Source organism: Methylocystis silviterrae (assembly GCF_013350005.1).
Classification (GTDB): Bacteria; Pseudomonadota; Alphaproteobacteria; order Rhizobiales; family Beijerinckiaceae; genus Methylocystis; species Methylocystis silviterrae.
In genome coordinates this window covers 1-23,485 of the sequence record NZ_JABVWW010000007.1, presented here as the reverse complement: position 1 = coordinate 23,485, position 23,485 = coordinate 1, and the positions used below count along the sequence as shown (strand labels likewise).

Genomic DNA, 23,485 nt, shown 5'->3' with positions numbered 1-23,485 from the left:
CTTCGGGGCGGCGGGTCCAAAGAAAGGCCCGCCGCTCTCGTCTTTTGGCGCCTCACGGCCGATCAAAATGCTATATGGCGCGGGTCGTAACCGGAGATCCCGCGCCAGTGAAGCATCGTCTCGCTTTCGTTTTCCTGTTCGCCGCCACGCCGGCTTTCGCGGTTGATCCAACCGGCGTCCCGCAGTGCGATGCGCTGCTCAAGCGCTATGAGGCCTGCTCGGGACAACTGCCGCCGTCTCAGGTCCATGCTGCGCAAAAAGAGCTGCTCGATGGGGCAGTCGGCATTCGCTCCGCGGCGACCGATCCAGCCAAGCGGCCGGATCTCGAACGCTATTGCGCCGATCGGTTCGAATTGATGAAACGCGCAAGCGACATCAAGGACTGCATGTCAAAGCCATGAGCGAAGCGCGGGCGTCGATGTAATCTTTGCCCCGCATTTCGATCAGGCGCGACGCCGCGCGCTCGAATTCGCGGGCTTCGGCGCCGTAGTCCGCGCGGTAGAGTTCGGAAGGCTCCGCCGCGGCGGAAACGACCAGCAGGATGCGCGCCTCGTACAGAACGTCGACCAGCGTGATGAAGCGGCGCGCTTCGTTCCGCTGTTCTGGCGCCAAGGCCGGAACGTCTTCGACGATCACCGCGTCGAATCTCTCAGCGATCGCTATATAATCCGCTGCTGACAGCGGTTGACCGCAGAGCGCCGCGAAGCTTAGACGCGCGACGCGGCCCGCCGTTTGCGGGATCGAGATGCGGCGTCGCTTGACTTCAATTGTCGCAGGCCTTTCCCCCGCGTCGCCGGCGAGCGTCGCATAGAGCGCGTCAATCGCTGATCTGGCACGAGAGTCGGCGGGCGTGAAATAGACCTGCCCGAGATCTTCGCGCCGTTGCCGATAGTCGTTCGGCGCGTCGAGACGCAGGATGTCCATTCGCTCCTGCAACATGGCGATAAAGGGCAGGAACAGATCGCGATTGCGGCCGCCTTCATAAAGCCGCGAAGGCTCGACGTTGGACGTCGCGACAATGACGACGCCCGACGCCAGCAGTGAAGAAAACAGCCGTGCGACGATCGAAGCGTCCGCGACGTCGTGCACGGCGAACTCGTCAAAGCAGAGCACCCGGGTTTCCTGCGCGATTTCCTGCGCCACGCAGCTCACCGGATCGGCGCGGCCACGACGCGGCTTCTGACGCAGGCGATGCAGCCGATCATGCACGTCCGCCATGAAGGCGTGAAAATGCGCGCGACGCTTCTTTTCGACAGGAAGCGCGCCGAAGAACAGGTTCATCAAGAAGGTTTTGCCGCGCCCGACCGGTCCCCAGAGATAGAGGCCACGCGCCGGCTGCGCCCGAGGGCGAAAGGTCGCAAGGAGCGCTTGCGTCACGCTGGCGCTTTTCGGCCTGCGGCCAGCGAGAGCGTCGGCGAGCGCTTGAAGCTTCTCGATCGCCGCGCGCTGCGACGCGTCGCGCTCCAGCGCGCCGTGCGCGACGAGCGCATCATATTTCTCGACGATGCTTTGCGCGCGCGAAATCATGCGCGCCGCATCCTGCCGTTTGCCTCAGCAAGCGCGCCGGGGCGGAGTTCGCAATAGAGCAGCCGCTCCGGGTCCACGGGACCGGGCATCGTGATTTTGCCCCGCGGCACAGGCGCGAATCCCAGCCGCGCATAATATTCCTCGTCGCCGACGAGCAAGACGAGCCCATGTCCGGCGTCGCGCGCCGCGTCCAGCGAATATTTGACGAGCGTCTCGCCGACGCGCTGCTGGCGAAACGCCGGCTCGACAGTCAACGGACCAAGCAAAAGCGCGGGCGTTGACCCGACGAGGATGGGCGTCATGCGGTTCGCGCCGACAAGCAGCGTCCCGATCCGCGCGACAAAAGACAGCGAGCGGTCGGGCTCGACGCCTTCGCGCAAGCGATAGGCCGTACGCGCATATCTGCCCGGACCGAACGCGCGTTCGTCGAGCTTTTCGAGATGCGCGTCGTCTGCGGCCGTCAGCGGCGCAAATTTTACGGCGAGATCGATCATATTGTGGCTTGACCCTGGGCGCAGGCCATATCACGCGCCGTCTGCGCGGCAAAACCTCTCGTTGCGCCGCGACATGCCGTCATGCGACGCTATGGGCGGAGAGGGGCAAATGGCGGAGTATTGCTTGCGCCGGGCAAGCATTGAGGACGCCCGATCGATCGCCGAACTCCACGCCAAGGCCTGGCGGGAGACCTACCTTGGGGTGATGCGCGCGGAGGCGCTGGCGTCCATTGATCTCGATGATTGGACGCGGCGCTGGCTGCAGCGGATCGGCTCGAGCGAAGGGGCTCAGGCTGTGTTCATCGCCTGCGAGGGCGAGACTCCGGTCGGTTTCGCCCGTTGCAGTCGCCTGTCCAATCCAAAGCTCGCTCCGCTTGGCTTCGAGGGCGAAATCGCGTCGATTTACCTGCTGCTGCGCGCACAGCGCCGGGGACTAGGCAGGCGCTTGATGGAGAGGCTCGCGGCGCATCTGATTTCCGCCGGCTGCGCGAGCGCCGCCGTTTGGGTCTTGCGCGACTCGCCGAAGGCCCGCGGCTTTTATGAAGCGCTTGGCGCGGAGCCTGTCGGCGTCGAGGGCGTGTGGGACGTTGAGGGCGTCGTCCTCCCCGACATCGCGTATGGCTGGCGTGATCTGCGCGCCTTGAGCGCCGGAGCCGGCTCCATCACGCGTTCACCAATAAGGTGAGACAGGCGTGTTCTCCAGCGCCTCGGACAGCCGCGCCCGCGTTCCTGCGGTCGTATCCGCTGGCAGAGCGTCGAGCGCGAAGAAACCGGCCTCGGCGATTTCGCGATCAGGGGCGCGCGGCTCAGTGATGCGGAACGCGCGCGCGACGTAAAGCGCAACATGGTCCCGCACAGAGAAGCGGCGATTGAAATACATGCCGAAAAGTTCGGGCGGTTCGTCCAGCAGGATGTTGGCTTCCTCGTGGAGTTCGCGCTTGAGCGCATCGACCAGAGTTTCGCCGCTTTCGACGCCGCCGCCCGGCAAGTAAAAGCCCTCCACATAAGTGTGCCGGACCAGCAGCACGCGGTTTCTTGCGTCGAGGACGAGGCCGCGCACGCCCAGGGTCATCGGACGCTGAAAGCGTGCGCCCAAAGCGATCAACCGCGACGCAAAACGCGAGCGCGCCGATGGCGCCGCGCGTCCTTCTTCAGGCTTCGTCAAAACCGCCTCCGATCACCCGAAACTATGGCAAATGACGCCCGAAAGCACTAGTGTCGCTGACCCATCCCGATGAGGAAAGCGGCGCGCGGCGCGCCCCGCCGTCAGAGAGGATTCTTGAACTTCCGGCTCGCCCATCTTTCCGACGCGCATATCGGCCCAATTCCTCGGCCCAATCTCGCGGAGCTGCTTGGCAAGCGCGTCACGGGCTATGTGAACTGGCTTTATAAACGGGGCGATCAGCACGATATGGGCGTGCTCGGCAAGATCGTCGCGGACATCAAAGCGCAGGCGCCCGACCATGTCGTCATGACCGGCGACATCGTCAACATCGGACTTCCCGGCGAAATCGCGCTCGCCAAAGACTGGCTCGCTTCTCTGGGCGCCCCAGGCGACGTGAGCTTCACGCCCGGAAATCACGACGCTTATGTGGCGAGCGTGACCGATCTCGTTCACGAGGTTTTCGCGCCTTGGACGACGGGCGAAATCGAAGGCAGGGGCTTTCCCTATTTGCGCCGGCGCGGCGGCGTCGCGCTGATTGGTCTCGACACCGGCGTGCCGACGGCGCCTTTCGTCGCTTCCGGGCGGCTCGGGGCGACTCAGCTGGCGGCGCTCGCGGATCTGCTGAAATACGCGAAAGCGCAAGGACTTGCGCGCGTCGTCTGCCTTCACCACCCGCCGCATGTCGGCGGCGCCCGGCGGCTGCGCGGGCTCGAAGACGCGGCGGAATTCGAAAGCGTCATCGCGCGTCATGGCGCTGAGCTCGTTCTGCATGGGCACAATCACAAGCCCAGTCTGCACCGTCTGCCAGGGCCCGGCGCCGCGACGCCGGTCGTGGGCGTCGCGTCGGCTTCGGCGCGGCCGGGCGGGCACTCTCCAGGCGCCGCCTATAATCTTTACCAGATCGCGCGCGAAGCTGACGGCGTCAGGATTTCGCTGCGCAGGCGTGGACTGAACGACGCTGGCGAGGTCGTTGAGCTCGAGTCCGTTCAGCTATGAAAGCCTAGAGCGCGGCTCGCGAAAAAGTGGGAACCGGTTTTTCGCATAGAGCGCGCTCTAAACTTTGGGAATCGATCACGTTAGCTGCATTTGGGCGATTCCGCCCAAATGAGCGTGATCTAGCCTGCGAGATAGGCGCGATAGATCCATGCCGCCAAGACCGCCAAGAATGCGAAGAAAGCGGTTGCGCCAAAAAACTCGGCGATGAACGCGGCTGCGCGAGTCGTTTTTCCGGAGACGGATTTGTCGCTTTCGCGTGCGTTCGCCCTCTCGCGCGCGGCGGCGACCTTTACGCCAAGCGCCTGCGCCGCGCCGCCGCTCGCGTAATCGACCGCCAGCGCCTTTTCGCGCTCGATCAGGCGATGCGCGATGTAGCTGGTGATTGCTTCGACGAGGTCGTCGATGCTGTCGCTCTCGCGAAGCGTCACCCGGCCATGGCGCGTATCCTGGAGAAAGCGATAGGTCCGCCTGTCGCGATCCATCTCGACAAAGCCGATCTGGTCGATGAACAGGCGCGGTCGCTCCGCGGGCGCAACGCCAACGTCGAAAATGTCGCAATCGCGCGGCACCTGCGCCAAAACCGGCGACAGAGCCTCGCCCAGCATTTCCAGCCGGGCGATTTCCGCGGCGCGCAAATCGAAAATGGCGGCGGAGCGCTCCGCGTTCTCAAGGCGCGCGCGGCGCAGCGCGCCGGAGAGACTGGCCATACGCTCGTCAAGAGAACCCGCCGGTCCCTTGCGGGCGACGCGCTCGCGCTCGACAAGAAGCGATAGACGCTCCGCAGGCGTTGTGGACGCGTGGGGCGGGTCGGCGTCGCGCGTGTCGGCTGGCGGCGCGGGCAGGGGCTCTTCCATGTCGTCCACTCGCTGTGGCCCTCGCTGCGCGGCCGGGGCATTAAAGCGTTGTGGACTATAGCGGCTCTCGGCGGCGCTGCGAAGCGCAAGCGCAACGAAGGGAGGCGGGAGTCGACTTTTTCTCCCGCCTCCGGCAAGGGATTCCATACGATAGCCGCTGATTCCGGCCATTAACGTTAAAAAAGCCGGATTCAACAGAGGCGCGGAGGAAATCCATGGCCGTCAAACGCGGCGAATCGGACATCAACAGCGCATTGTTCGAGCGCATCATGATCGGCATGGGCTTTGCGGTCTTCGCGGCGCTGGAGGCGGCTGGCGGCGGCGAGCACGCGATCGTGGCCGGGTTTTTCGCCGGGGCAACGATTTTCGTGCTGCGCCGTTCCTCGGAAAGCGCGCGCCAAGCGGCCGATTTCGCCGTGGATTTCCTCGCTGTCGCGACTTTTACGCTGCTGTGCGACCGCGCCGGCCTGTTGTGGCGATCGCCGGAAACCTTCGCCGAACTGTTCCGGCTCTCGCCGGTGGGCGCGGCGACCGCCACCATTCTCTACCTTGCCGGGGTCGTCACGCTGAGGGCGCGTTCGCGCATGGCGGTGCGTGCGGCGCTTTTCGTTTTGCCGCTGCAGTTCAGCCTGTTGATCGCTCTCGGGTCGCCACCCGTCGCCCAGATCGGCGGCGCGCTGCTCCTAGGCCTCGACGTTCCGGAGGCGTTCAGAAAGATCGTCGGGCATACGCTGGTCCTGTTTCTGCTCAACGAATCGATCGTGGTCGGCATCCCCCTTGCGCTCGGTCGTTTTCTGCCCCGACAATGGCGTCCGCATAGCATTCTGCTCGCCTCGGCCTTCGTCGCCTCGCTGACGCCCTATATCGCGACCTCGGTCTCGTATTTCGTCGCGCCTTATTTGCCCTATCCGGTGACGGCGGTGGTCGCGACTGTGGCGGCGGCGCTCGCGCAAGCAGGATTATGGGGCCAAACCTATCTCGTGACCCAGGCGATGGCTGGCCTTTTGCGTGCGACGCCGTCGCTGCAGGTCGTGGTGTTCCATGATTGGCGGACCGGCGCCGAAAAGGGCGCCGTCTATGGCTTCGTGTTCATGGCGCTGCTGCTCGCGGTCGGACTGGTCGTGTCTTTTGCGCCCGCCGTCGCCGTCATTTCGGCCTCCGGCCCGATCGGCGGCGCGCTGATTGGCGCCGCGCTTTTTCCGCTCGCGCGCGCGATCGTGGAGAGCACCGATTCGACTCCGTCCTTCTTTGCGCGCGTCGAAGAGCTCTATCTGCATCCCTCCAACTATTTTCGCGGCGCGGTCGCTGGCGCGGCCATCGGATTGGCCCTGATGATTGGGCTTCCCGAGGCGAGTGGGAGCGGGCGGTTTCTCTTCGGCGCGGCCGCGGGAGCGCTCGCCTATGCCGGCGTCGATGCGGCGTTCGATTTCGCGGCGCTGACGCAAGGGCGCCGGCAGCATCTGCGCAGTTGGCGCGTCTATTCGCTGGGCGCGCTTCTCGGCGCGCTCGTCGCCGGCGCCGTCGCTTGGTATCTCGACGCGGGACAGGTCGAGAACATCACGGCGAAATTCTTCGCCTACACGTCGCTCGACTATGGCGCGGACGGACGTCCCATCACCGAATATGTCATTCGACCGCTCTTCTCGAAGTGGGGCGCGACGGATCTCGGCAGGGTCGATGGCGGCGTGAGGCTGCTGTTCGACGAGTCGCTCTCGGGCGTCATCCAATGGGTGTTCGCCGCGCCGCTCTTTTCGATCAATCTTTTCTTCCTTACGGCGCTCGTTCAGCGCAGCCTGCAGCCGCTTCGCCAACTCGCGAGCTGGCAAGGCCTCGACATGCTCATCGAAAACGCCGTGCGCGTTTTGCGCTGGGGCCTGTGGATGGCGCCGGTGATCTATTCCTTCCTGAAGGCCTCGCCCGACCCCGCCTGGTACAATCAGGATGGACTCATCCGCACCGGCGTCGCGAGCTGGATGAGCTACATCCTGCCGGACTCGGATTTTCGCGCCTGGAGCCTCGACATCTTCACCGCGCTTCTCGCCTATGACGCCCTGCGGGTGCTGATCTGGTTCGACCACATGGGCCTGCGCGTCGCGACGCTCGTCAATCTGTCCTTCGTCGGCGGCGACGTCGCCGATGAGAAAGCCGCGCGCTTTCTTGGAAAGGCGCAAACCAGCCGCGCGATCCCCGAAGGCATCCGTCGGTTTGGCACTTGGGCGCCGCTGCTGTTGCCCTTCTACATCCCGCGCGGCGCCGAATGGGACAAGGCGTGGAGCGCCGCCGAGCAGATGTCGCAGACGCGGCCGCCGTCCTATGCCTATCTGGTCAGCGGATATCTGATCTACGCCGGCCTTGTCGCCTTCGCCCTTGTCATTTTCCTTTTGGGACGGCTTGCGCGCGCGCAGAAAGTGACGATTGAAGGCATTACCGGCGCCGGCGGCGTGCCGGGCTCGCGGCCGTTGAAACTGACCAACGGGCTGATGATCAGCGAGTGGTTTCAGGACGGGCAGGGCGCCATCCGCATCGAAGGCGTGGCGCGCGGCGGCCCTCCGATCGACTTGACGCGACGCCCGGACGATCATGCCCACCCGCGCGGACGTTTCCTTTTTCTGCGTGAAGACGGCGGCGAGCTGTGGTCGATCGGCGAGGCGCCGACGCGCTGCAGAGCCACTCAGGCGTCGCTCACCGACGCCGGCGAGAACTGTCTTTTCTTCATGGCGGAGCGCAACGGATTCGCGATCGAAGCGTGCGTTTCGCTCGCCGCCGACGAAGCGGTCGAGATCACCCGACTGAAGATCGTCAATCTCGAGCAACGCCATCGTAAATTGATGCTCGCGTCGCTGCGTGAATGGGTGCTCAACGAGACCGGCGTCGAGCTTCGCGACGCCGCGTATAACGCGATTCACATCGGCACTTGGTACGTTCGATCGCTGAACGCGATTTTCGCTCAGAACCGTTTGCTCAAGGGCGGGGCGCGGCGCCAATCCGATCGCCGGCTGTCCCCAGAGATCGGCTTTCACGCCATCGGCGCCGGCGCTGACGCGAAGATCTCCGTCGTCGGCTATGAGGATGTGAAGTCGCGTTTCTACGGAATGGGATCGACCTATGCGCCGGACAGCCTGCTTGGACTAGCGGCGCCCCGTGATCCGAAAGACGAAGGTCTGCTCTATGGCTTCGAGCCCTGCGCCAGTCTGCGCGTCGAAGTCGAACTCGCGGCCGCCGGCGCGACGGAACTGATCATGGTCGACGGCTGGGCGCGCGACATGGGACGCGCGACGGATTCCATTGCACGGCATCTGGGGATCGCCCCCGTTGCGCCTGAGACGCTGAACAAGGCGTTGTCACGCCGCCGCGGGCTCATCCTGCCGCCCCCGCCCAAGAAGCCGCGCTACGCCTTTTCTCAAGACGGCCAAAGCGTCACGTTGGCGCCCGGCACGCCGCGTCCTTTCGGCCACGTCATCGCCAACGCCTTCGGACAGGGCGCAGTGCTCACGAATGACGGCGAGATTTTTTCCTTTCACGGCAATTCGCGACTGAACAGCTTCACCCCGTTTCGCATGGGCGAGGGGCGCATGGCGCCGGCCGGGCAAAGGATCTACGTCTATGATCTCGCCCGAACCGACGCGCACAGTCCGACCTTCGTTCCACTGCGCCGTCGCGACGCGGAATATCAAGTGACGTTTTCGCCGGGCGTCGCCGTCTATCGTTCCGAGCGCGATCATCTTCAGCTCGAGATGACGGTATTCGTCAGCCCCACGCAGCCGATCGAGTTCAAGATTCTAAAAATCCGCAACAAGACCGACCATGAGCGTCTGCTGCAGATCACGCCGTCAATGGAAATCGTATTGGCGGAAACGCCAAACGAAAGTCTCGGCGTGCTGGAATCGATCATCGACGAAAATGTGCATTCGATCTACTTCCGCAATCCTCGCAATAATTTCGTGCAGGGCTGGGCCTTTGTGACGACATCGATACCGGCGGAATTCGCCGAGACGTCGCGTCGCCGCTTCTTGGGGCATGAGAGCCGCGACCCTTACCTGCCTTACATGGTCGAGCACGGCCATCCGGACGCGGGCGCGCCCGCGCATGAACGGAAAGTCGCCGCGTTCAGCGGCGCGATCGACGTGCCGGCGGGAGAAGAAGCGGTCGTCGTCGTGGCGCTCGGACAGACGACGACGATCGAAGAAGCCAAGCGGCTCGCCGATTATGCACGCGATCCCGACCACGCCTATGCCGAACTCGCGGCGAATGCGCGCGCTTGGGACGATCAGTTGTCCGTGTTGCGCATCAAGACCAATCGTCCCGAGTTCGACCGCCTCGTCAACGACTGGCTGCCGTATCAATTGCTCGCCGCGCGCCTGTGGGGACGCACGGGTCCTTCACAACGTTCCGGCGCCACGGGCTATCGCGACCAGCTGCAGGACGTGATCCCCCTCATCCATCTCGAGCCGGAGCGCGCCCGCGCTCAGATTCTACTGCACGCCGCGCATCAATATATCGAGGGCGACGCCTGCAAATGGTGGCATCGCGCGCCCAACGGCGGCACGGGCCTCGCGGACCGCACGCATGCGTCGGATCCGCACTTGTGGTTGCCGTATGTGACGGTTCGCTATGTCCGCGGGAGTGGAGACTACGCCATCCTCGACGAGGTCGAGACCTTCCTCGAGGCAAGTCCCGTCCCCAAGGATCAGGAGGGCGAAGCCACCGTGCCGCTGACGTCGCGCGACAAGGACACGCTGCTCGGACACTGCGCGCGCGGCATCGACTGGACGCTCGACCGTTTCGGTGCGCACGGCCTGCCGCTGATGGGATCGGGCGACTGGGACGACGGCATGAATCTCGTCGGCGAGGAAGGCCGCGGCGAGAGCGTTTGGCTTGGCTTCTTCCTGCACGGCATCCTCCTCGACATTGCGCCGCTGTTCGAGGCGAAGGGCGACGCCGACCGCGCCGAGCGCTATCGCGAACGCGCCGCGAAGCTTCGGACCGCGCTTGAGAATTGTTGGCGCGGCGACCGCTACATCCGCGCCTACGCCGATGATGGCGAGGAAGTCGCGCCGATGAGCGCGATGACGTCCTCATGGCCGACTCTGGCGCGCGCCGTTGACGCCGCGCGTGGACGTGAGGCGATCGAGAACGCCTTAGCCGTTCTCGGTCTCGGCGATCGGGTATTGCTCGTCCATCCGCCTTTTGACGAGCACTCGCAGCCCTATCCCGGGCGCAGCGCCGAATATCCGCCGGGCGTGCGGGAAAACGGCGGCCAGTATTCGCATGGCGTGTCCTGGTTCGTCGACGCGCTGGCCAAGCTCGCCGCGCAGGCGCAACAGGACGGCGACTCGCGCGCCGCCGACGAACTGTTTCGCAGGGCCTTTGAGACATGGCTCGCGATCTCGCCAATCTCCAAGCTCGCGACGCCTGCCGCCGCCGACATCTACGGGTTGCCGCCGCATCAGCAGCCGGCCGACGTCTATAATGGCGAGGGCTATGAAGGGCGGGGCGGGTGGAGCTGGTACACCGGCGCGGCGGCCCGCATGTTGTCGGCCGCATATGCGCTGCTTGGCCTGGAATTCGAGAACGGCGAGTTGCAGCCGCGCCCGGACGCCTTCCATCCCAAGGGCGACCTGCGGCTGGAGCGCGTGGTCTACCTTGGAAAGACGTTCGAAGCGGAGAAGCGTCGCCGCGTTTGGTAGCGTCCTGGAGGCGTGAGGGGATATGGCCGATCGCGTCGTCACGCTTAACGCCGGGTCGTCTTCGGTGAAATTCGCCCTGTTTGCGGCGGACGCCGACTGGCCGCGGCTGATCGTCTCTGGCGCGGTCGAAGGGCTAGGCGCGAAGCCGCGCTTTCGCGCGGCCATTGTCGATGGAGCCGCAAGCGACAGGCCGCTCGCCGCCAAGCTCACGCACAGGCAGGCGATTGCAGCGATCTTCGAATGGATGGAGGACGCTTACCCGGCGGTGGCGGTGAGCGCGATCGGCCATCGCGTCGTGCATGGCGGGCTACGCTTCGCCGCGCCGGTCATCGTGGATACGGAAGTGCTCGCGGAGTTGCGCCAACTCATTCCGCTCGCGCCGCTGCACCAGCCGCATAATCTTGCCGGAATCGAAGGCGCCAAGGAAGCCTTTCCGCACGTGCCGCAGGTCGCGTGTTTCGATACGGCTTTCCATCGCGGACACGCCTTCGTCGACGACGCCTATGCGCTTCCCTATTCCTACTACGAGCGTGGGTTGCGCCGTTTCGGATTTCATGGGTTGTCGTATGAATATATCTCCCGGCGCCTCCGCACGATCGATCCGGTTCACGCCGAAGGCGGCGTCATCGTCGCGCATCTGGGCAATGGCGCGTCGCTTTGCGCGATGAAGGGCGGGCGTTCGATCGCCACCAGCATGGGCTTCTCGGCGCTGGAAGGCCTGCCCATGGGCACCCGCTGCGGACAGATCGATCCCGGACTGCTGCTTTATTTGCTCCAGAGCGAGGGCATGACGCCCGGGGAGCTGTCGCATCTCCTTTATGAACGCTCGGGTCTTCTTGGCCTCTCCGAAGTCTCGCATGACATGCGCACGCTCGAGGCGTCCCAAGAACCCCGCGCCCAAGCCGCGATCGCCTATTTCATTCATCGCATCAAAATGGAGATCGCGGCGCTCGCGGCGGCGATCGGCGGATTCGACGCGCTGGTATTTACGGCCGGAATTGGAGAGCATTCGCCGCGCGTGCGGGCCGGCGTGGTCGAGGGCCTCGGCTGGCTGGGGCTGACGCTCGACACGGCGGCCAATTCGCGCAACGACCCGGTGATTTCGGCGCCCCAATCGCGCATCCCCGTGTTCGTGACGCCGACCGACGAGGAAGCGATGATTGCGCGCCACACGATTGAAACGGCAGGATTGACGGTTGCGGTCAGGTGATTGCGACGCGGCGCGCGGCGGTCGCTGCGGCAAGAGCAAATGGAATCGCTCTGGCCAATTCCAAAAGAAATTGCTGTTGCAGAAAAGGCACATCCGTCGCGAAACGGCGTAAACGCGCGGTCGAATCGAAAGGTTCGAATTGCGAAACGCCTCTCGGCTTGCTCATTTGCCGCCTTTCTGGAGTTCGTAACGGCGAGGACAATGATGGTCCATAAATTCTTGACAGGCGCTGTTATGGCGCTGGCGTTCGCAACGGGATCGGCGATCGCCGCGGATTTTCCCTCCCTCAAGGCGCCGCCGGCCTATCTTCCGCCGCCGCCGCCAGTGTGGACCGGCTTCCATGCCGGTTTGAATGCGGGCGGCGCATGGAACGCAAGCACGGGAACCAACTTCGCTTCGGCGCCCTTTCTCATCAATGGCGCCGGCAATGTCCCGTGGGCGGCGGCTGCAGCCATCGCAGGGACGGGCAGCGTCTCGACGAATGGCGCCGGTTTCATCGGCGGCGGCCAACTCGGCTATGATCTGCAATTCAACGGCGCGTTTCTCGCTGGAATAGAAACGGACATTCAGGGCCTCGCCGGCTCGAACGGCTCCGCCGCCGTCGTGACGCTCGCGCCCGCGCCAGCGCCGGGGCTCAACCTGCTGACGAGCGCTGCGAGCGGCAAGTCGCTTGATTTTCTCGGCACGGTGCGCGGTCGGCTCGGCTATCTCGTAACGCCGACATTGCTTGCTTATGCGACCGGCGGACTCGCTTACGGCCAGGCGACGTCCACCACGAGTTTTTTCCAACACGTGCCGAATGATTTCTCCGGCTTTTTGTTGCTCGGCGCCAGTCAGGGACGATTTTCACAAACGCGGGTCGGCTGGACGGCCGGCGGCGGACTGGAATGGATGTTTTGGCCGCAATGGAGCGCCAAGATCGAATATCTCTTTTACGATCTCGGCGCCGCCGCCTATCCCGTCGCGATCACCACCGATTGGCAGCTCACGAACCTGTTGTTCGCTAACGCCACTCAAGCGCGCACGCGCTTCGACGGTCATGTCGTCCGCGTCGGCCTGAACTACCACTTCAACTGGGGCGCCGCGCCCGTCGTCGCGAAATACTGATTTCTTTCAGTGGAGGCGCGGCGCCTCCCACAAGGAATGACCGGGCGGAGCTCCGCGCAGCATCTAACCTCGCAAGCCGAGAGAGGCCTCGTCATATGCTCACTTCAATCGCCGGACGGTCTGTCATCGTCACCGGAGGCAGCCGGGGCATCGGCCGTGGCGTCGCGCGTGTTCTTGCAGCCAAGGGAGCGCAGGTGCTGGTGGTTGGCCGTGACCTCGCGCAGGCCGAGGCGACGGCGGCGGCGATTCGGGCGGAAGGGGGGCGCGCCAGCGGGTTTGCCGCCGATGTCGGCAATCCGGGCGATGTCGAGCGGATGGCGGCCGCGGCGCTCGAGCGCCAGGGCGGCATCGACATTCTCTGCGCCAACGCCGGCGTCTTTCCGGCTGCCCGTCTGATGGAGATGACGCTGGAGCAATGGAACGAGGTGTTGTCCACCAACCTTGCCGGCGCCTTTCTGAGCGTGCGGGCCTGCGTGCCTGCGCTGGCGCGCAGCGGTCGGGGGCGGATCGTGCTCACCTCCTCCATCACCGGCCCGATCACCGGCTATCCCGGCTGGACGCATTATGCGGCGAGTAAGGCGGGGCAACTCGGCTTCATGCGCACGGCGGCGCTGGAGCTGACGCCGTTCGGAATCACCATCAACGCTGTTCTGCCGGGCAATGTGCGCACCGAAGGACTCGACGCGCTCGGTGAAGACTATTTGGCGCAGATGACGGCGTCGATTCCCCAACGCCGGCTCGGGAGCGTCGAGGACATCGCCTACGCCGCGCTGTTTTTCGCCAGCGACGAAGCCGCCTATATCACCGGCCAAACGCTGGTGATCGATGGCGGACAGGTGTTGCCTGAGTCGCTGACGGCGCTGCAGGAGATGGGGCAGTGAGCGGCTTTGGCCGCAACGCGTCGCAGACTTGGTTGAGTCGATCGAAAGGCCATCCCAAGCGTGCCGCAGAGGAGTCCCGCAACGATTCAACGGCCTCCAGCGCAGGCGCCTGTCCAATGGCGGATGCCTCGCGCGGCTTCGACTGCGCTATTGGTCTGGAAGCAGTTGCCGACGTGGTGCATGGCGGCGCCTGCATCCATCTCTGAGGGCGCCAGGGCGTAATAGTCAGTATAGCGGGCTTGCGCTCGCGCCGACCGGCTTGCGGCCGCAGTCGGCGCAATCGAGGCGCTGAGAACGGCGACGATTGCAAAGGCCAGGGTTGCTGGCCGGAGGATACCGCTTTTGTCCATTTCATTCCCCTGCATCAATGGAAGCCTGCCGCTTCCGTGATCAATGTGAGCCTACTGAATCATCAGACTGCACAATAATTATTCACGAGCTTCTGCTGAGCTAAAGGGCCACGCGGGGAAAAAATGGTGGAGCCAGTGCTGGCGGGATAGGTCATCCGAAGAGCGGCAACGGCAGAAGACCTCGTCCGGACAGAAACTTAGCGAGTGGCGGCGCGCTCGACTTCTTGGACGACTCTCGATTTCCGGCGTCATCGCCATCGCGCACCGTCACAACGCACGGGCTGTTATGGACGGGCCTTCAAGGTGGACGCCGATCGGACATTCAATGAGGCCGCCCAAGCCGCCGCGCTGGAAATAAAAACTGCGATCGGGGATGACGAAGGCAGCATTTAGGCCGCCCCGCGCCACGAAAGAGGATTGACGCTCTAAAGCGCTATCACACAGCTACCAGTCGGATAAGCACGCGAAAAATAGAAAGAATTTAGAACGGCACCGTTGACGGACAGGCGCAGACAGAGCAAGATTGGCTGCATCGAACGGGGTCCTTTTCTCCTCCCCATGGCCTCGCCCTCACAGGCGAGGCCTTTTTTCGATTGATGCTCGTGGCCTGACTTGCGGCGAGCTTCGAACTGACGGTCCTGCAATGCATTGCGTCATGTCCCCACAAGGGAGCGTATTATGAACCTGCGTCCAGTTTCGCTTCCGCCGAATCATGAAGCCGTTGAGTATTTTGAGGAAGCGGCGAGAAAGCTCCGCGAACGCTTCCGGTCATCTGTTTCGGAAGCATTGCCAGGTTTTGCGTGCCGATTGTTCGAACGAGAATGGCAAGAGGTTGCCAATTTACAAAGTATTGATTCCATTCCGCCGCTGACCCTGGCGTATCTAATGCTCTGCGAGCGGTGCGTATGCGATTTGCTTAATAAGAATCACCAAGGCGTTGCTAGCGCGCATTTTGAAAAATGTGTCAGCGAAGCAGCGAATGTTATCAGAGCGAAGGTGGTCGTCTCGTGTAGAGATGATGGTGACGCCAGAACGGTGCTCTCGACAAATTGGCGCCAAGGCCCACAGGTGCGGCAGAGCAGGGGGGCGCTGCATCGCAAGAACGAAAGTCGCGCCCCAAATCGTTAACGCCGTGGGCGCGACCCCCGTTTTGTGTTAACATCGCGCGTTTCTCTTTGCCGATGAGGGTGACTCAGACGCGCATTGTTCTGATCGATAAGAAAAATCATGTTCGCGCGGATACGGCCGCCTTGGCTTTGGACACGCGCGAGTGGGCTGAGATTGCCGCCATAGGTCAAAGCAACCGGGTCACATTCGCTATTCGCGCTGCGAAATTGTTGGACGAGCGGCACGGTAGAGCGTGCCGCGCATATGGTTTTACGCCGTTCGCGACCGCGGACACCGACGGATATTTCGTGTTTGATTGCGATACGCCGAGCGCGCCGCCTTTGATCTTTGAAGGACATAGCGACCCGCGCGCGACCGTCGAGGTTATGATGGCATGTTTTTACGTGGGCTATGTCCATCGCCACCATTGATACCGCGGCCAATCCGGCGTGCGTCCGGCGCCGGCGCTGGGATGGCGGTTGGGGGCGGGTAACGATTACTCCATGTTCACTTCATGTTTTGGAACAATCCTAGAGTCCAAGGTGTTCTACCCTCGTCAGCATTGGGTTGCTGAGCGCTCATTATTGGGAGGACAGCCTATGTCGCTAACGCATGTATTTCGGGGCGCGCTTTTAACGATCGGTGCCGCAGTTGGCTTCAGCACGGCGTGTTTCGCCGAACAGCAAGTTTCCGATACGCAGAAATGGGCGCCGCCAAATGTTGTGGGTATGCCGGGCTACACTCCCCAAGCCCCAAAGCCTGCCGTGCGTCAGACGATAACCAACTGGAATGTCATCTCCGGCGGCTGGAAACAATTTTCCGGTAAGGTCAAGGAGCAATGGGGCCGTCTCACGGATGACGAGCTTGTCCAGATCAACGGCAAACGTGAAAGTTTGGAAGGGATTCTTCAGCAGAAATATGGATATACGCCGGACGAAGCAAGGAGAGAAGTTGATAACTGGATTTCGCGTAATTGAGATGAGAAGATCAGTGCGGTCAGCGCAGGCGTGCAGCGGTTCAACTTGAACGGCCGCTCGCAAGCCGCGACGCCCTTCGCGACCAAAACCTGTGATTCGGAAAACGGATTGTGTGGGGTGCCGCCTGAGAGCTACTTTTTACCCCCGATTAGCCCCCCAAGCAGATTTTGCCATTCAGAGACATGGGGCCTTATCCATGAATATCTATTATTTTCAATCAGCTTATTGGTGCCGCTTGAGGGATTCGAACCCCCGACCCCCTCATTACGAATGAGAAAAACAACGTCGTTTTGCGCTTTCTCCGGCTTCCTATCATTATATAAGCGCTGAAAATCTGGGGCTGTCAACCGTCTCTTGCTTTCTCTTACATTCCTGGAATATATCTCAGTCGCTTATATGGCGCTTATATTTCATGCCGTGAGACGGTCGGGGGATGGCTCGCCAGAAAATCAGCAAACGCACGGTCGACGCGCTCACATGGCGCCCGCCAGGCCCGCCGCAGCAGTTTCTATGGGACACGTCACTGCTCGGCTTCGGCATCTATGTGCTGGCCTCCGGCCAGAAGACCTACGTCTGCCAGTTCCGGCGCGACGGGCGCTCGCAGCGCGTCAAGATCGGCCCACATGGCCCGCTGACGCCTGAGCAAGCGCGCGCCGAGGCGGCGCGCGTCCTGGGGCGCGTCGCGCATGGCGAAGATCCGGCCGCCGAAAAGCGCGAGCGCCGCGCCGCGCTGACCGTCAATGCAATCGCCGATGAATGGCTCGCCGAACATATCGAGCCGCTCCGGAAGCTGAACACCATCTCGGAATATCGGCGCATCGTCGACATTCATATCCGCCCGCGGCTCGGGCGGGACATCATGCGCGATTTGAAGCGCGCGGACCTCGCCGCGCTCCGCGCCGAGCTGCGCGAGACGCCGACCATGGCGAACAAGGCGCTTGCCGTCTTCGGAAGCCTTTGGGCTTATGCGGCTAAGACGGGCCATGTCGACGCAGACGCAAACCCCGTCCGGGGAGTAGAGCGCTATCGCGAACAAGCGCGCGAGCGGTTCCTGACGGTCGAAGAGCTGGCGCGCATCGGCGAGGCCCTGCGGCTTGCCGAGACCGAAGGGCTGCCATGGGCCATTGACGAAAAGAAGCCGGGGGCGAAACACGCGCCGAGGGAATCAAACCGTCGACGCATTCTTGATCCTTTCGCCGTTGCAGCGATCAGGCTCTTAATCCTCACCGGCGCTCGGCTGCGCGAGATATTGCACGCCCAATGGTCGCAAGTGGACTTACAGCGTGGCGTCATCTTCTTGCCGGACAGCAAGTCGGGCAAGAAGCCGATCTATCTCTCGGCGGGCGCGCAGGCGGTCCTGGTGCGGCTGCCGCGTATCGAGAACAATCCGCATATCATCGTCGGCGGAAAAGACGGCGCGCCACGGGCAGACCTCAAGAAGCCTTGGGCGGCCGTTTGCGCAGCTGCCGGGCTCGAAGGCGTGCGACTTCATGACTTGCGCCATAGCTTCGCGAGTTTTGGGGCAGGGGCGTCGCTTGGCCTTCCGATCATTGGGAAGCTGCTCGGGCATTCACAGCCGCAGACGACGGCGCGCTACGCGCATCTCGATCAGGAACCGTTGCGGCGCGCCGTGGACGCGATCGGGGCGACGATCAGCGCGGCGATGGACGGGAAGGCGAGCGGCGACGTTGTGCCGTTGAAGAAACCGCGAGGAAACGCCAAGTAACGAGCTGCGCAGGGATAGGGCGACGGCCCAACAAGGCGAGAATGCATCGCTCGCTTTCCCTTCGCTCAATTTCGATGCTCGCGAGATGCACGCGGATGGATGATCGAAACGTCGAAGATCTGAAGGCGAAGGCGCTGGGAGTGTTCTCTGGAAGAGCATGGTTTGAAGATTTAGACGACTATCCCTTTAACGAAACGACCAGCTATTCGATCGCCAGATGGATCGAATTGACGACCGGCTCGAATGACGACGCCGCGATCTACCAGGACTGCGCTCTTTGGGGTCGGCGAAATGGCGAAAAGGTTTTCGCGCCAATCGGTAAGTCTCATCGATTGACGGTGACCGACTTCGAAGCGTCGGAACTGCTCGATACCGGCACAAACGAACGATGGTTGGAAGTTCGAGTCGTCCCGACGCTCTATGCGCCGAATGTCGGCGAAATTGTCGACCGCGTTGCGCTTAAAGAGGCATTTGGCCGGTTCGTGATGCATGAGCCGCGCAATCTGAGATTAATTCGTCAATACCATGTCTCTCAGGATGACGGCGTTCTAGCAGATGCGGTTGGTATGCTTCACTTGTTCGCAGACTCGCCAATATTGCCGCCTGGCGGCGGCGGGCCGTTCGATCATTATATTTTGTCTTTGATAAGTAAATTGCGAGACAGGGTTGCGATCGCGCCAGAATTTTTGACGCGCACTTCAGTTAACGCAATCGAATTGAAATATCATCTGTTGAATGGCCGCATTGCATCGGACGGCATTTACCATGGAGACATGCGCGGGCGGCGGCCGATCGATCAACAATGTTGGGCAAGATCAGACATGCATATCGATCTTCGTAATGGCGACCTTGTCAACATCGAAACGGGTGAGACGGAGTGGCGCTCAATCGTGCTCCGCGCGCCACCGAGCGCGGAAGCGGAAGAATTTGGAGCACCGTCTATCGTCACCACGTCAAAGCCCGCCACCGATGACGATGCGCTCGCTGTGATTCGAGATTTGATGGAAAAGAACGGCGGCTTCATTGCTCAAAAAATTGGAGCGGCCGCCGTGCGCAATGAATTTCCCGAGGTCAAATACCAGCGCGCCATAGAATTGGTCAAAGCGTTGACTGGAAACGAGAAGAGAGGCCCAAAAGGGCCTAGAAAAAATCGAACGGCGTAATTGGCGCAAAATAAAATTGGCGCGCCAAATTCCCATTTCGACAGGCGCTGAGATTTGCTCATATTGGACGGCGGATTGCGGGAATACCCGCAACCTTCTAGCGAAGGATGTTCCGCAAATGAGCATGGACGTGCGCTATCTTCGCCGACGCGCGGCGGCGAAATATCTACAGACGCGATACGGCTTCGGGGCCTATCAGACGTTATGCAAGGGTGCCGTAACGGGCTTCGGCCCGGTCTACCAGCGCGCAGGTCGTGTGGTCGTCTACAAGATGGAAGACCTCGACCGTTGGGCACAGAGCAAGCTCGGCGAGCCGCAGACTAGCAGCTCCGGCGCGCAGACTGCATGACGCATGGCCCACACAGCAAAGAACCCGGACGCGGGCGGCGTCCGGGCTCGGAATAGTGAGCAGTCTGGCAAGGCGATCGCTTCTGAGAAAACCAAATCCGCTCCCGAAAATCAAGGGAAATCACTCCCACCAAAGGCGGCGCTCGCTCGCAGATGGCCGGGGCTCCGCGTCAATCGACTAACGGGTCGCTGGGTCGACGACGCGACCGGCGCCAGGGGCGACAACATCGAGTCGTTGCTCGCCTTCCTCCTCAGTGAGGGAGGTGGCAGGCGATGACAGCGATCGACAAACGCAAGGATACCGAACAAGCGCTTGAGGCGTTGAACGCGGCTCGTCATGCCCTCCAATCGCTGCCTGTCGCACTGCGACTGGCGCTCGCCGATCCTGAATTCCCGGTAAAGGAGCTGCTCGCGCGGCGACCGAATGACGGCGGGCTCTATCACAAGCCGGAGAAAATCCTAGCGCTGTTGGACACCTGCGAGGTCTACGCAGAGCATCCACATGCTTCGTTGAGCGGCGATAAGGCCCTGATGCTCGGCGTCATCGACAAGGCGCGCAAGCTCTTTGCGGAGGCTGGCCAATGACTCGCCGCCGTCTCCCCAACCGCCGAGCGGGCGAAACCATCGGCTTTGAATTTCGCGGCGCGGCTTATGTGACGACTTTCTCACGCTTCCACGATGGCAAACTGGCTGAAATCTTCATCGATTGCCAAGCCAAGGGGGCTACGCCGCTCGATTGCGACGCCAAGGACGTTGCTGTCGCTTTGTCGCTCGCCCTGCAATTCGGGACGCCTGCGGAGGCCATCCGCGCAGCATTTACCCGCGAGGCCGACGGAACGCCCGTAGGCATTGCGGGGGCAGTTCTTGATCTTATCGAAGGTGGCGGCCAATGAACGTCATCGGAATCGACATAGGCGCGCGCGGCGCGCTGGCGCTGCTCTCGCCGGCTGGCGAGCTGCTCTACGTCGCCGACATGCCGATCCTGCGCGACGGCCCTGCCAATCGTCCGAACGTGAACGCGCCGCTACTGGCAAACATCGTGCGCCGTTGGCAGGCGTCGCAGGCATTCGTCGAATACGTCGGCGCGCGGCCCAAGGAAGGCCCTGCAGGGGCTTTTGCCTTCGGGCGGTCCAAAGGCGTCATCGAAGGCGTTTGCGCCGCTATTGAGCTTCCTGTGGCGTTCCTGACGCCGCCAGTGTGGAAACGCGCCGCGGGCATCCCACCGGGCAAGGATGGCGCGAAGGACGCGGCCCGCTCGGAAGCCATTAGACGATGGCCGGGCCACGCTGAGTTGTTTGCGCGCGTCAAAGACGATGGACGGGCGGAAGCGGCATTGATCGGACTCGCCGGCATGATGCGGGAGGTGCGGTCTTGAACCTTCATCAACTCGCGCGCGCCCTTGGCGGCGAAGTCAGCAACGGACAAGTCTTGGCGCCCGGACCAGGGCATAGCAGACGCGACCGCAGTCTCGCCGTGCGTCTGTCCTGGCAAGCGCCTGACGGCTTTATCGTATTCTCTCACGCTGGCGACGACTGGCGCGACTGTGCAGATTACGTGCGCGGCCGGCTGGGCCTGGCCCGCGATCCCGTCGACCGCGCTTCGCGACAAGCGCCGGCAATTCAGCACGATCCAGACACGCGGACGCGCGACATGGCGCGCGCGCTGTTTTTCGAGGCGACAGACCCCCGCGGCACACTTGGCGAGGATTATCTCGCGAACGAGCGCGGATTGTCGGACGTGCTCGACGATGCGCTCGCACTGACGCTCCGCTTCCATTCTTCTTGCCCGTTTCGCGACGATGGCAAGCTTGTCCGGTCGCCGGCGCTGATCTGCGCCTTACGCGACGCGCGCGCCGTCATGGGCGCCTGCGGGCGGCTTGGAGAACTCGACGAAGTCGAGACGCAAATTCTGCGCGATCCCGAATTGATCGTCGCGGTTCAGCGAATCCGTCTCGACCATCACGGCCGCAAGGTCGAGCGCCGGTCGCTCGGCGCGATGCAAAACGCCGTCGTTTTCTGCAGCTCGATTTTCGAGAGCTTTTACGCCGGAAGCGCGACGATCGCCGAAGGCGTGGAAACGGCGCTCGCCATGCGCAAGCTCGGGTTTCAGGGCTGCGTCGCGCTCGCCGGCGCCGGCCGGTTCCGGACTTTCGAGCCGCCATTTCACTGGGGGCAAATCATCATCAGCGGCGAGAATGACGCCGGCGCGTCGCAGTCCGCTTGGCGAGACGCTGGGCCGCGCTGGGCTGCCGCGGGCCATGACGTCGACGTGTGGGCGCCGCTGCCTGGGCTGAAAGACGCAAACGACATCGTGCTCGCGAGCGCGCGGAAGGAGCGCGCCGCATGAATGAGCACGCTTCCCCTCACGGTTCGATCGTCTCGCGCTTTCGCCGGCATGAATTGAACGGCAGCGGCCAGCGGGACAATGCTTTGATTATCGCTCCGTCGCCCTTCGTTTGGCGCGATCCTTCGACGATCCCGACACGCCAATGGCTCTACGGACGCCGCCTGATCAGAAAATTTGTCAGCGCAACCGTCGCGCCGGGCGGCGTCGGCAAGTCGACGCTTGGAGACGCCGAGGCCGTGGCGATGACGACGGGGAGACCCCTGCTCGGCGTCGCCATCGACGCCGCGCTGCGCGTGTGGGTGTGGAATGGCGAGGACCCGCGCGAGGAGCTCGAACGGCGCATCGCGGCGACCTGCATCTTCTACGGCGTCAAGCCGGAAGATATTGGCGATCGTCTGTATCTCGACAGCGGCCGCGAACAGCCCATCGTCATCGCGCAGATAGAGCGCGCCGGGTTTACAATCGCCGTTCCTACCGTCGACGCTGTGATCGCCGCCATCCGCGAAAGGCGGATTGATGTAATGCGCATCGACCCGTTCGTTTCATCGCATCGCGTCACGGAAAACGACAACAACGCCATCGACGCCGTCGTCAAACAGTGGGCGAAAATCGCCGACGTGACCGGCTGCGCAATCGACCTTGTGCATCACGTGCGCAAGAACGGCGGCGCAGAAGTCACAGCCGAAGACGCCCGCGGCGCTTCGGCGCTTCACGGCGCTGTTCGACATATGCGCGTGCTCAACGTCATGACGAAGGATGAAGCGGCCGCCGCCGGCGTCGAGAACAGGAAGCTTTATTTCCGCGCCGATGACGGGAAGGCTAATTTGGCCCCAGCTTCGGACAGCTCCGAATGGTTCAATCTCGTTTCCGTTTCGCTCGGCAATGGCGGCGGCGGGCCTGACGACCATGTTGGCGTCGCGACGAAATGGAAATGGCCAGACCCGTTAGACCAGGTTTCCGTCCACGACCTTCGCGCCGTTCAAACCGAAGTCGCTAACGGCAGGTGGCGCGCAAACGTTCAAGCGGCCGACTGGGTCGGCAAGGCCGTCGCCAAGGCGATGAAGATGGACGCCAGCGACAAGCGTCACCGCGCAAAAATCATCGGGCTTCTGAAAGTCTGGAAGTCGACCGGCACCCTCGTCGAAGTCGACGGTAAGGACGAAGCGCGCCGGACCAAAACATACGTCGAAGTTGGGACGCCGGCCAATGATTAGCTTAAGGCGCTCAACCTGTCCAAGTGGAGCGGAGCAAGGTTGAGCAAGTGGAGCACAAAACCTGCTCCACCACCACCCTATAGGGGTGGAGGGGTGGAGCAGAGCAGGAGGTGGAGCGATTTTCAGGTGGAGCACATGCGAGGCCACGGCATGAACGCGCGTCACCCGCCTCGTTGCATCGATCGAAGCAGAGAGGGCGAGGGCATGACCATTCCCCGAGCCATGCCCTTCGCGGGTCCTCCCAGAGACTGGGGCAATACGGGTGCTTCGGGGGTCCGGGGGTCGTCTAGGTGTGATGGTCGAAATCGCGTTTCGCTTCGCGTGGCGGCCATG

23 protein-coding genes are annotated in these 23,485 nt (G+C 62.8%); 19 read left to right on the top strand and 4 right to left on the bottom strand.

Going from position 1 to position 23,485, the window contains the following annotated elements; translation table 11 throughout:
* The first annotated feature begins 74 nt into the window (after positions 1 to 74).
* Entirely contained in the window at positions 75 to 401 is a 327-nt protein-coding gene (locus HUN39_RS09775; protein WP_210266924.1) for a hypothetical protein, read from the top strand.
* Here the strand turns inward: HUN39_RS09775 and zapE are convergent.
* Positions 376 to 1,527, bottom strand: coding sequence for a cell division protein ZapE (zapE, locus tag HUN39_RS09770; RefSeq protein ID WP_175094345.1), 1,152 nt, complete (start codon positions 1,525 to 1,527; stop codon positions 376 to 378). The genes HUN39_RS09775 and zapE overlap by 26 nt on opposite strands.
* Complete coding sequence (locus HUN39_RS09765; RefSeq protein ID WP_175094344.1) at positions 1,524 to 2,021, bottom strand: GNAT family N-acetyltransferase; 498 nt, start codon at positions 2,019 to 2,021, stop codon at positions 1,524 to 1,526. Before HUN39_RS09765 ends, zapE begins: the two co-directional genes overlap by 4 nt.
* A gap of 109 nt (positions 2,022 to 2,130) precedes the next feature.
* Between HUN39_RS09765 and HUN39_RS09760 the strand changes: the two genes are divergently transcribed.
* Positions 2,131 to 2,706 carry a GNAT family N-acetyltransferase gene (locus tag HUN39_RS09760; RefSeq protein WP_175094343.1) on the top strand — a complete coding sequence of 192 codons (576 nt, stop codon included), beginning with the start codon at positions 2,131 to 2,133 and terminating at the stop codon, positions 2,704 to 2,706.
* Here HUN39_RS09760 and HUN39_RS09755 read toward each other — a convergent pair.
* Positions 2,692 to 3,186, bottom strand: coding sequence for an NUDIX domain-containing protein (locus tag HUN39_RS09755; protein ID WP_232366025.1), 495 nt, complete (start codon positions 3,184 to 3,186; stop codon positions 2,692 to 2,694). The two genes, HUN39_RS09760 and HUN39_RS09755, sit on opposite strands and share 15 nt — an antisense overlap.
* Before the next feature lie 114 nt (positions 3,187 to 3,300).
* Here HUN39_RS09755 and HUN39_RS09750 point away from each other — a divergent pair, with 114 nt between their 5' ends.
* A complete protein-coding gene (locus HUN39_RS09750; protein ID WP_175094342.1) occupies positions 3,301 to 4,182 on the top strand; it encodes a metallophosphoesterase family protein in 882 nt (293 codons plus the stop codon).
* Between the two features lie 119 nt (positions 4,183 to 4,301).
* On the opposite strand, the gene HUN39_RS09745 is transcribed toward HUN39_RS09750, so the two are convergent.
* Complete coding sequence (locus HUN39_RS09745; RefSeq protein ID WP_175094341.1) at positions 4,302 to 5,036, bottom strand: hypothetical protein; 735 nt, start codon at positions 5,034 to 5,036, stop codon at positions 4,302 to 4,304.
* Positions 5,037 to 5,251: 215 nt separating this feature from the next.
* On the opposite strand from HUN39_RS09745, the gene HUN39_RS09740 reads away from it, so the two are divergent.
* The 16 genes from HUN39_RS09740 to HUN39_RS09665 all read left to right on the top strand — a co-directional run bounded on the left by HUN39_RS09740 (position 5,252) and on the right by HUN39_RS09665 (position 23,152).
* Entirely contained in the window at positions 5,252 to 10,723 is a 5,472-nt protein-coding gene (locus HUN39_RS09740; RefSeq protein ID WP_175094339.1) for a GH36-type glycosyl hydrolase domain-containing protein, read from the top strand.
* Positions 10,724 to 10,745: 22 nt separating this feature from the next.
* On the top strand, positions 10,746 to 11,933 hold the full coding sequence (locus HUN39_RS09735) for an acetate/propionate family kinase (RefSeq protein WP_175094338.1): 1,188 nt from the start codon (positions 10,746 to 10,748) through the stop codon (positions 11,931 to 11,933).
* Positions 11,934 to 12,167: 234 nt separating this feature from the next.
* Positions 12,168 to 13,040, top strand: coding sequence for an outer membrane protein (locus HUN39_RS09730; RefSeq protein WP_232366024.1), 873 nt, complete (start codon positions 12,168 to 12,170; stop codon positions 13,038 to 13,040).
* 95 nt (positions 13,041 to 13,135) lie between these two features.
* The gene (gene fabG, locus HUN39_RS09725) at positions 13,136 to 13,921 is read left to right on the top strand and encodes a 3-oxoacyl-ACP reductase FabG (protein ID WP_175094335.1); all 786 of its coding nucleotides are present in this window, start codon (positions 13,136 to 13,138) and stop codon (positions 13,919 to 13,921) included.
* Positions 13,918 to 14,127 carry a hypothetical protein gene (locus HUN39_RS09720; RefSeq protein ID WP_175094333.1) on the top strand — a complete coding sequence of 70 codons (210 nt, stop codon included), beginning with the start codon at positions 13,918 to 13,920 and terminating at the stop codon, positions 14,125 to 14,127. The genes fabG and HUN39_RS09720 overlap by 4 nt, the downstream gene beginning before the upstream one ends.
* An 822-nt stretch (positions 14,128 to 14,949) precedes the next feature.
* Entirely contained in the window at positions 14,950 to 15,399 is a 450-nt protein-coding gene (locus tag HUN39_RS09715) for a hypothetical protein (protein WP_175094331.1), read from the top strand.
* Positions 15,400 to 15,458: 59 nt separating this feature from the next.
* A complete protein-coding gene (locus HUN39_RS09710; protein WP_175094329.1) occupies positions 15,459 to 15,809 on the top strand; it encodes a hypothetical protein in 351 nt (116 codons plus the stop codon).
* Between the two features lie 345 nt (positions 15,810 to 16,154).
* A complete protein-coding gene (locus tag HUN39_RS09705; protein ID WP_332310750.1) occupies positions 16,155 to 16,355 on the top strand; it encodes a CsbD family protein in 201 nt (66 codons plus the stop codon).
* A 433-nt stretch (positions 16,356 to 16,788) separates the two neighbouring features.
* Positions 16,789 to 18,081, top strand: a complete 1,293-nt coding sequence (locus HUN39_RS09700) for a site-specific integrase (protein WP_175094328.1) — start codon at positions 16,789 to 16,791, stop codon at positions 18,079 to 18,081.
* Positions 18,082 to 18,176: 95 nt separating this feature from the next.
* Positions 18,177 to 19,244 carry a hypothetical protein gene (locus tag HUN39_RS09695; protein WP_175094326.1) on the top strand — a complete coding sequence of 356 codons (1,068 nt, stop codon included), beginning with the start codon at positions 18,177 to 18,179 and terminating at the stop codon, positions 19,242 to 19,244.
* A gap of 118 nt (positions 19,245 to 19,362) precedes the next feature.
* The gene (locus HUN39_RS09690) at positions 19,363 to 19,593 is read left to right on the top strand and encodes a hypothetical protein (RefSeq protein ID WP_175094324.1); all 231 of its coding nucleotides are present in this window, start codon (positions 19,363 to 19,365) and stop codon (positions 19,591 to 19,593) included.
* A 272-nt stretch (positions 19,594 to 19,865) separates the two neighbouring features.
* Positions 19,866 to 20,177, top strand: coding sequence for a hypothetical protein (locus HUN39_RS09685; RefSeq protein ID WP_175094323.1), 312 nt, complete (start codon positions 19,866 to 19,868; stop codon positions 20,175 to 20,177).
* Positions 20,174 to 20,485 carry a hypothetical protein gene (locus HUN39_RS09680; protein ID WP_175094321.1) on the top strand — a complete coding sequence of 104 codons (312 nt, stop codon included), beginning with the start codon at positions 20,174 to 20,176 and terminating at the stop codon, positions 20,483 to 20,485. Before HUN39_RS09685 ends, HUN39_RS09680 begins: the two co-directional genes overlap by 4 nt.
* Positions 20,482 to 20,967: a RuvC family protein gene (locus tag HUN39_RS09675; RefSeq protein WP_175094319.1), complete on the top strand. Its 486-nt coding sequence runs from the start codon at positions 20,482 to 20,484 to the stop codon at positions 20,965 to 20,967. Before HUN39_RS09680 ends, HUN39_RS09675 begins: the two co-directional genes overlap by 4 nt.
* The gene (locus tag HUN39_RS09670; RefSeq protein WP_175094317.1) at positions 20,964 to 21,938 is read left to right on the top strand and encodes a DUF7146 domain-containing protein; all 975 of its coding nucleotides are present in this window, start codon (positions 20,964 to 20,966) and stop codon (positions 21,936 to 21,938) included. Before HUN39_RS09675 ends, HUN39_RS09670 begins: the two co-directional genes overlap by 4 nt.
* Complete coding sequence (locus tag HUN39_RS09665; RefSeq protein WP_175094316.1) at positions 21,935 to 23,152, top strand: AAA family ATPase; 1,218 nt, start codon at positions 21,935 to 21,937, stop codon at positions 23,150 to 23,152. Before HUN39_RS09670 ends, HUN39_RS09665 begins: the two co-directional genes overlap by 4 nt.
* The last annotated feature ends 333 nt before the right edge of the window (positions 23,153 to 23,485 follow it).

Excerpts from the sequence above, each read along its gene's own strand:
- HUN39_RS09775 (WP_210266924.1), top strand. The coding sequence starts at position 75 with ATGGCGCGGGTCGTAACCGGAGATCCCGCGCCAGTGAAGCATCGTCTC.
- zapE (WP_175094345.1), bottom strand. The coding sequence starts at position 1,527 with ATGATTTCGCGCGCGCAAAGCATCGTCGAGAAATATGATGCGCTCGTC.
- HUN39_RS09765 (WP_175094344.1), bottom strand. The coding sequence starts at position 2,021 with ATGATCGATCTCGCCGTAAAATTTGCGCCGCTGACGGCCGCAGACGAC.
- HUN39_RS09760 (WP_175094343.1), top strand. The coding sequence starts at position 2,131 with ATGGCGGAGTATTGCTTGCGCCGGGCAAGCATTGAGGACGCCCGATCG.
- HUN39_RS09745 (WP_175094341.1), bottom strand. The coding sequence starts at position 5,036 with ATGGAAGAGCCCCTGCCCGCGCCGCCAGCCGACACGCGCGACGCCGAC.
- HUN39_RS09740 (WP_175094339.1), top strand. The coding sequence starts at position 5,252 with ATGGCCGTCAAACGCGGCGAATCGGACATCAACAGCGCATTGTTCGAG.
- HUN39_RS09735 (WP_175094338.1), top strand. The coding sequence starts at position 10,746 with ATGGCCGATCGCGTCGTCACGCTTAACGCCGGGTCGTCTTCGGTGAAA.
- HUN39_RS09730 (WP_232366024.1), top strand. The coding sequence starts at position 12,168 with ATGGCGCTGGCGTTCGCAACGGGATCGGCGATCGCCGCGGATTTTCCC.
- fabG (WP_175094335.1), top strand. The coding sequence starts at position 13,136 with ATGCTCACTTCAATCGCCGGACGGTCTGTCATCGTCACCGGAGGCAGC.
- HUN39_RS09715 (WP_175094331.1), top strand. The coding sequence starts at position 14,950 with ATGAACCTGCGTCCAGTTTCGCTTCCGCCGAATCATGAAGCCGTTGAG.
- HUN39_RS09700 (WP_175094328.1), top strand. The coding sequence starts at position 16,789 with ATGGCTCGCCAGAAAATCAGCAAACGCACGGTCGACGCGCTCACATGG.
- HUN39_RS09695 (WP_175094326.1), top strand. The coding sequence starts at position 18,177 with ATGGATGATCGAAACGTCGAAGATCTGAAGGCGAAGGCGCTGGGAGTG.
- HUN39_RS09690 (WP_175094324.1), top strand. The coding sequence starts at position 19,363 with ATGAGCATGGACGTGCGCTATCTTCGCCGACGCGCGGCGGCGAAATAT.
- HUN39_RS09685 (WP_175094323.1), top strand. The coding sequence starts at position 19,866 with ATGACAGCGATCGACAAACGCAAGGATACCGAACAAGCGCTTGAGGCG.
- HUN39_RS09680 (WP_175094321.1), top strand. The coding sequence starts at position 20,174 with ATGACTCGCCGCCGTCTCCCCAACCGCCGAGCGGGCGAAACCATCGGC.
- HUN39_RS09675 (WP_175094319.1), top strand. The coding sequence starts at position 20,482 with ATGAACGTCATCGGAATCGACATAGGCGCGCGCGGCGCGCTGGCGCTG.
- HUN39_RS09665 (WP_175094316.1), top strand. The coding sequence starts at position 21,935 with ATGAATGAGCACGCTTCCCCTCACGGTTCGATCGTCTCGCGCTTTCGC.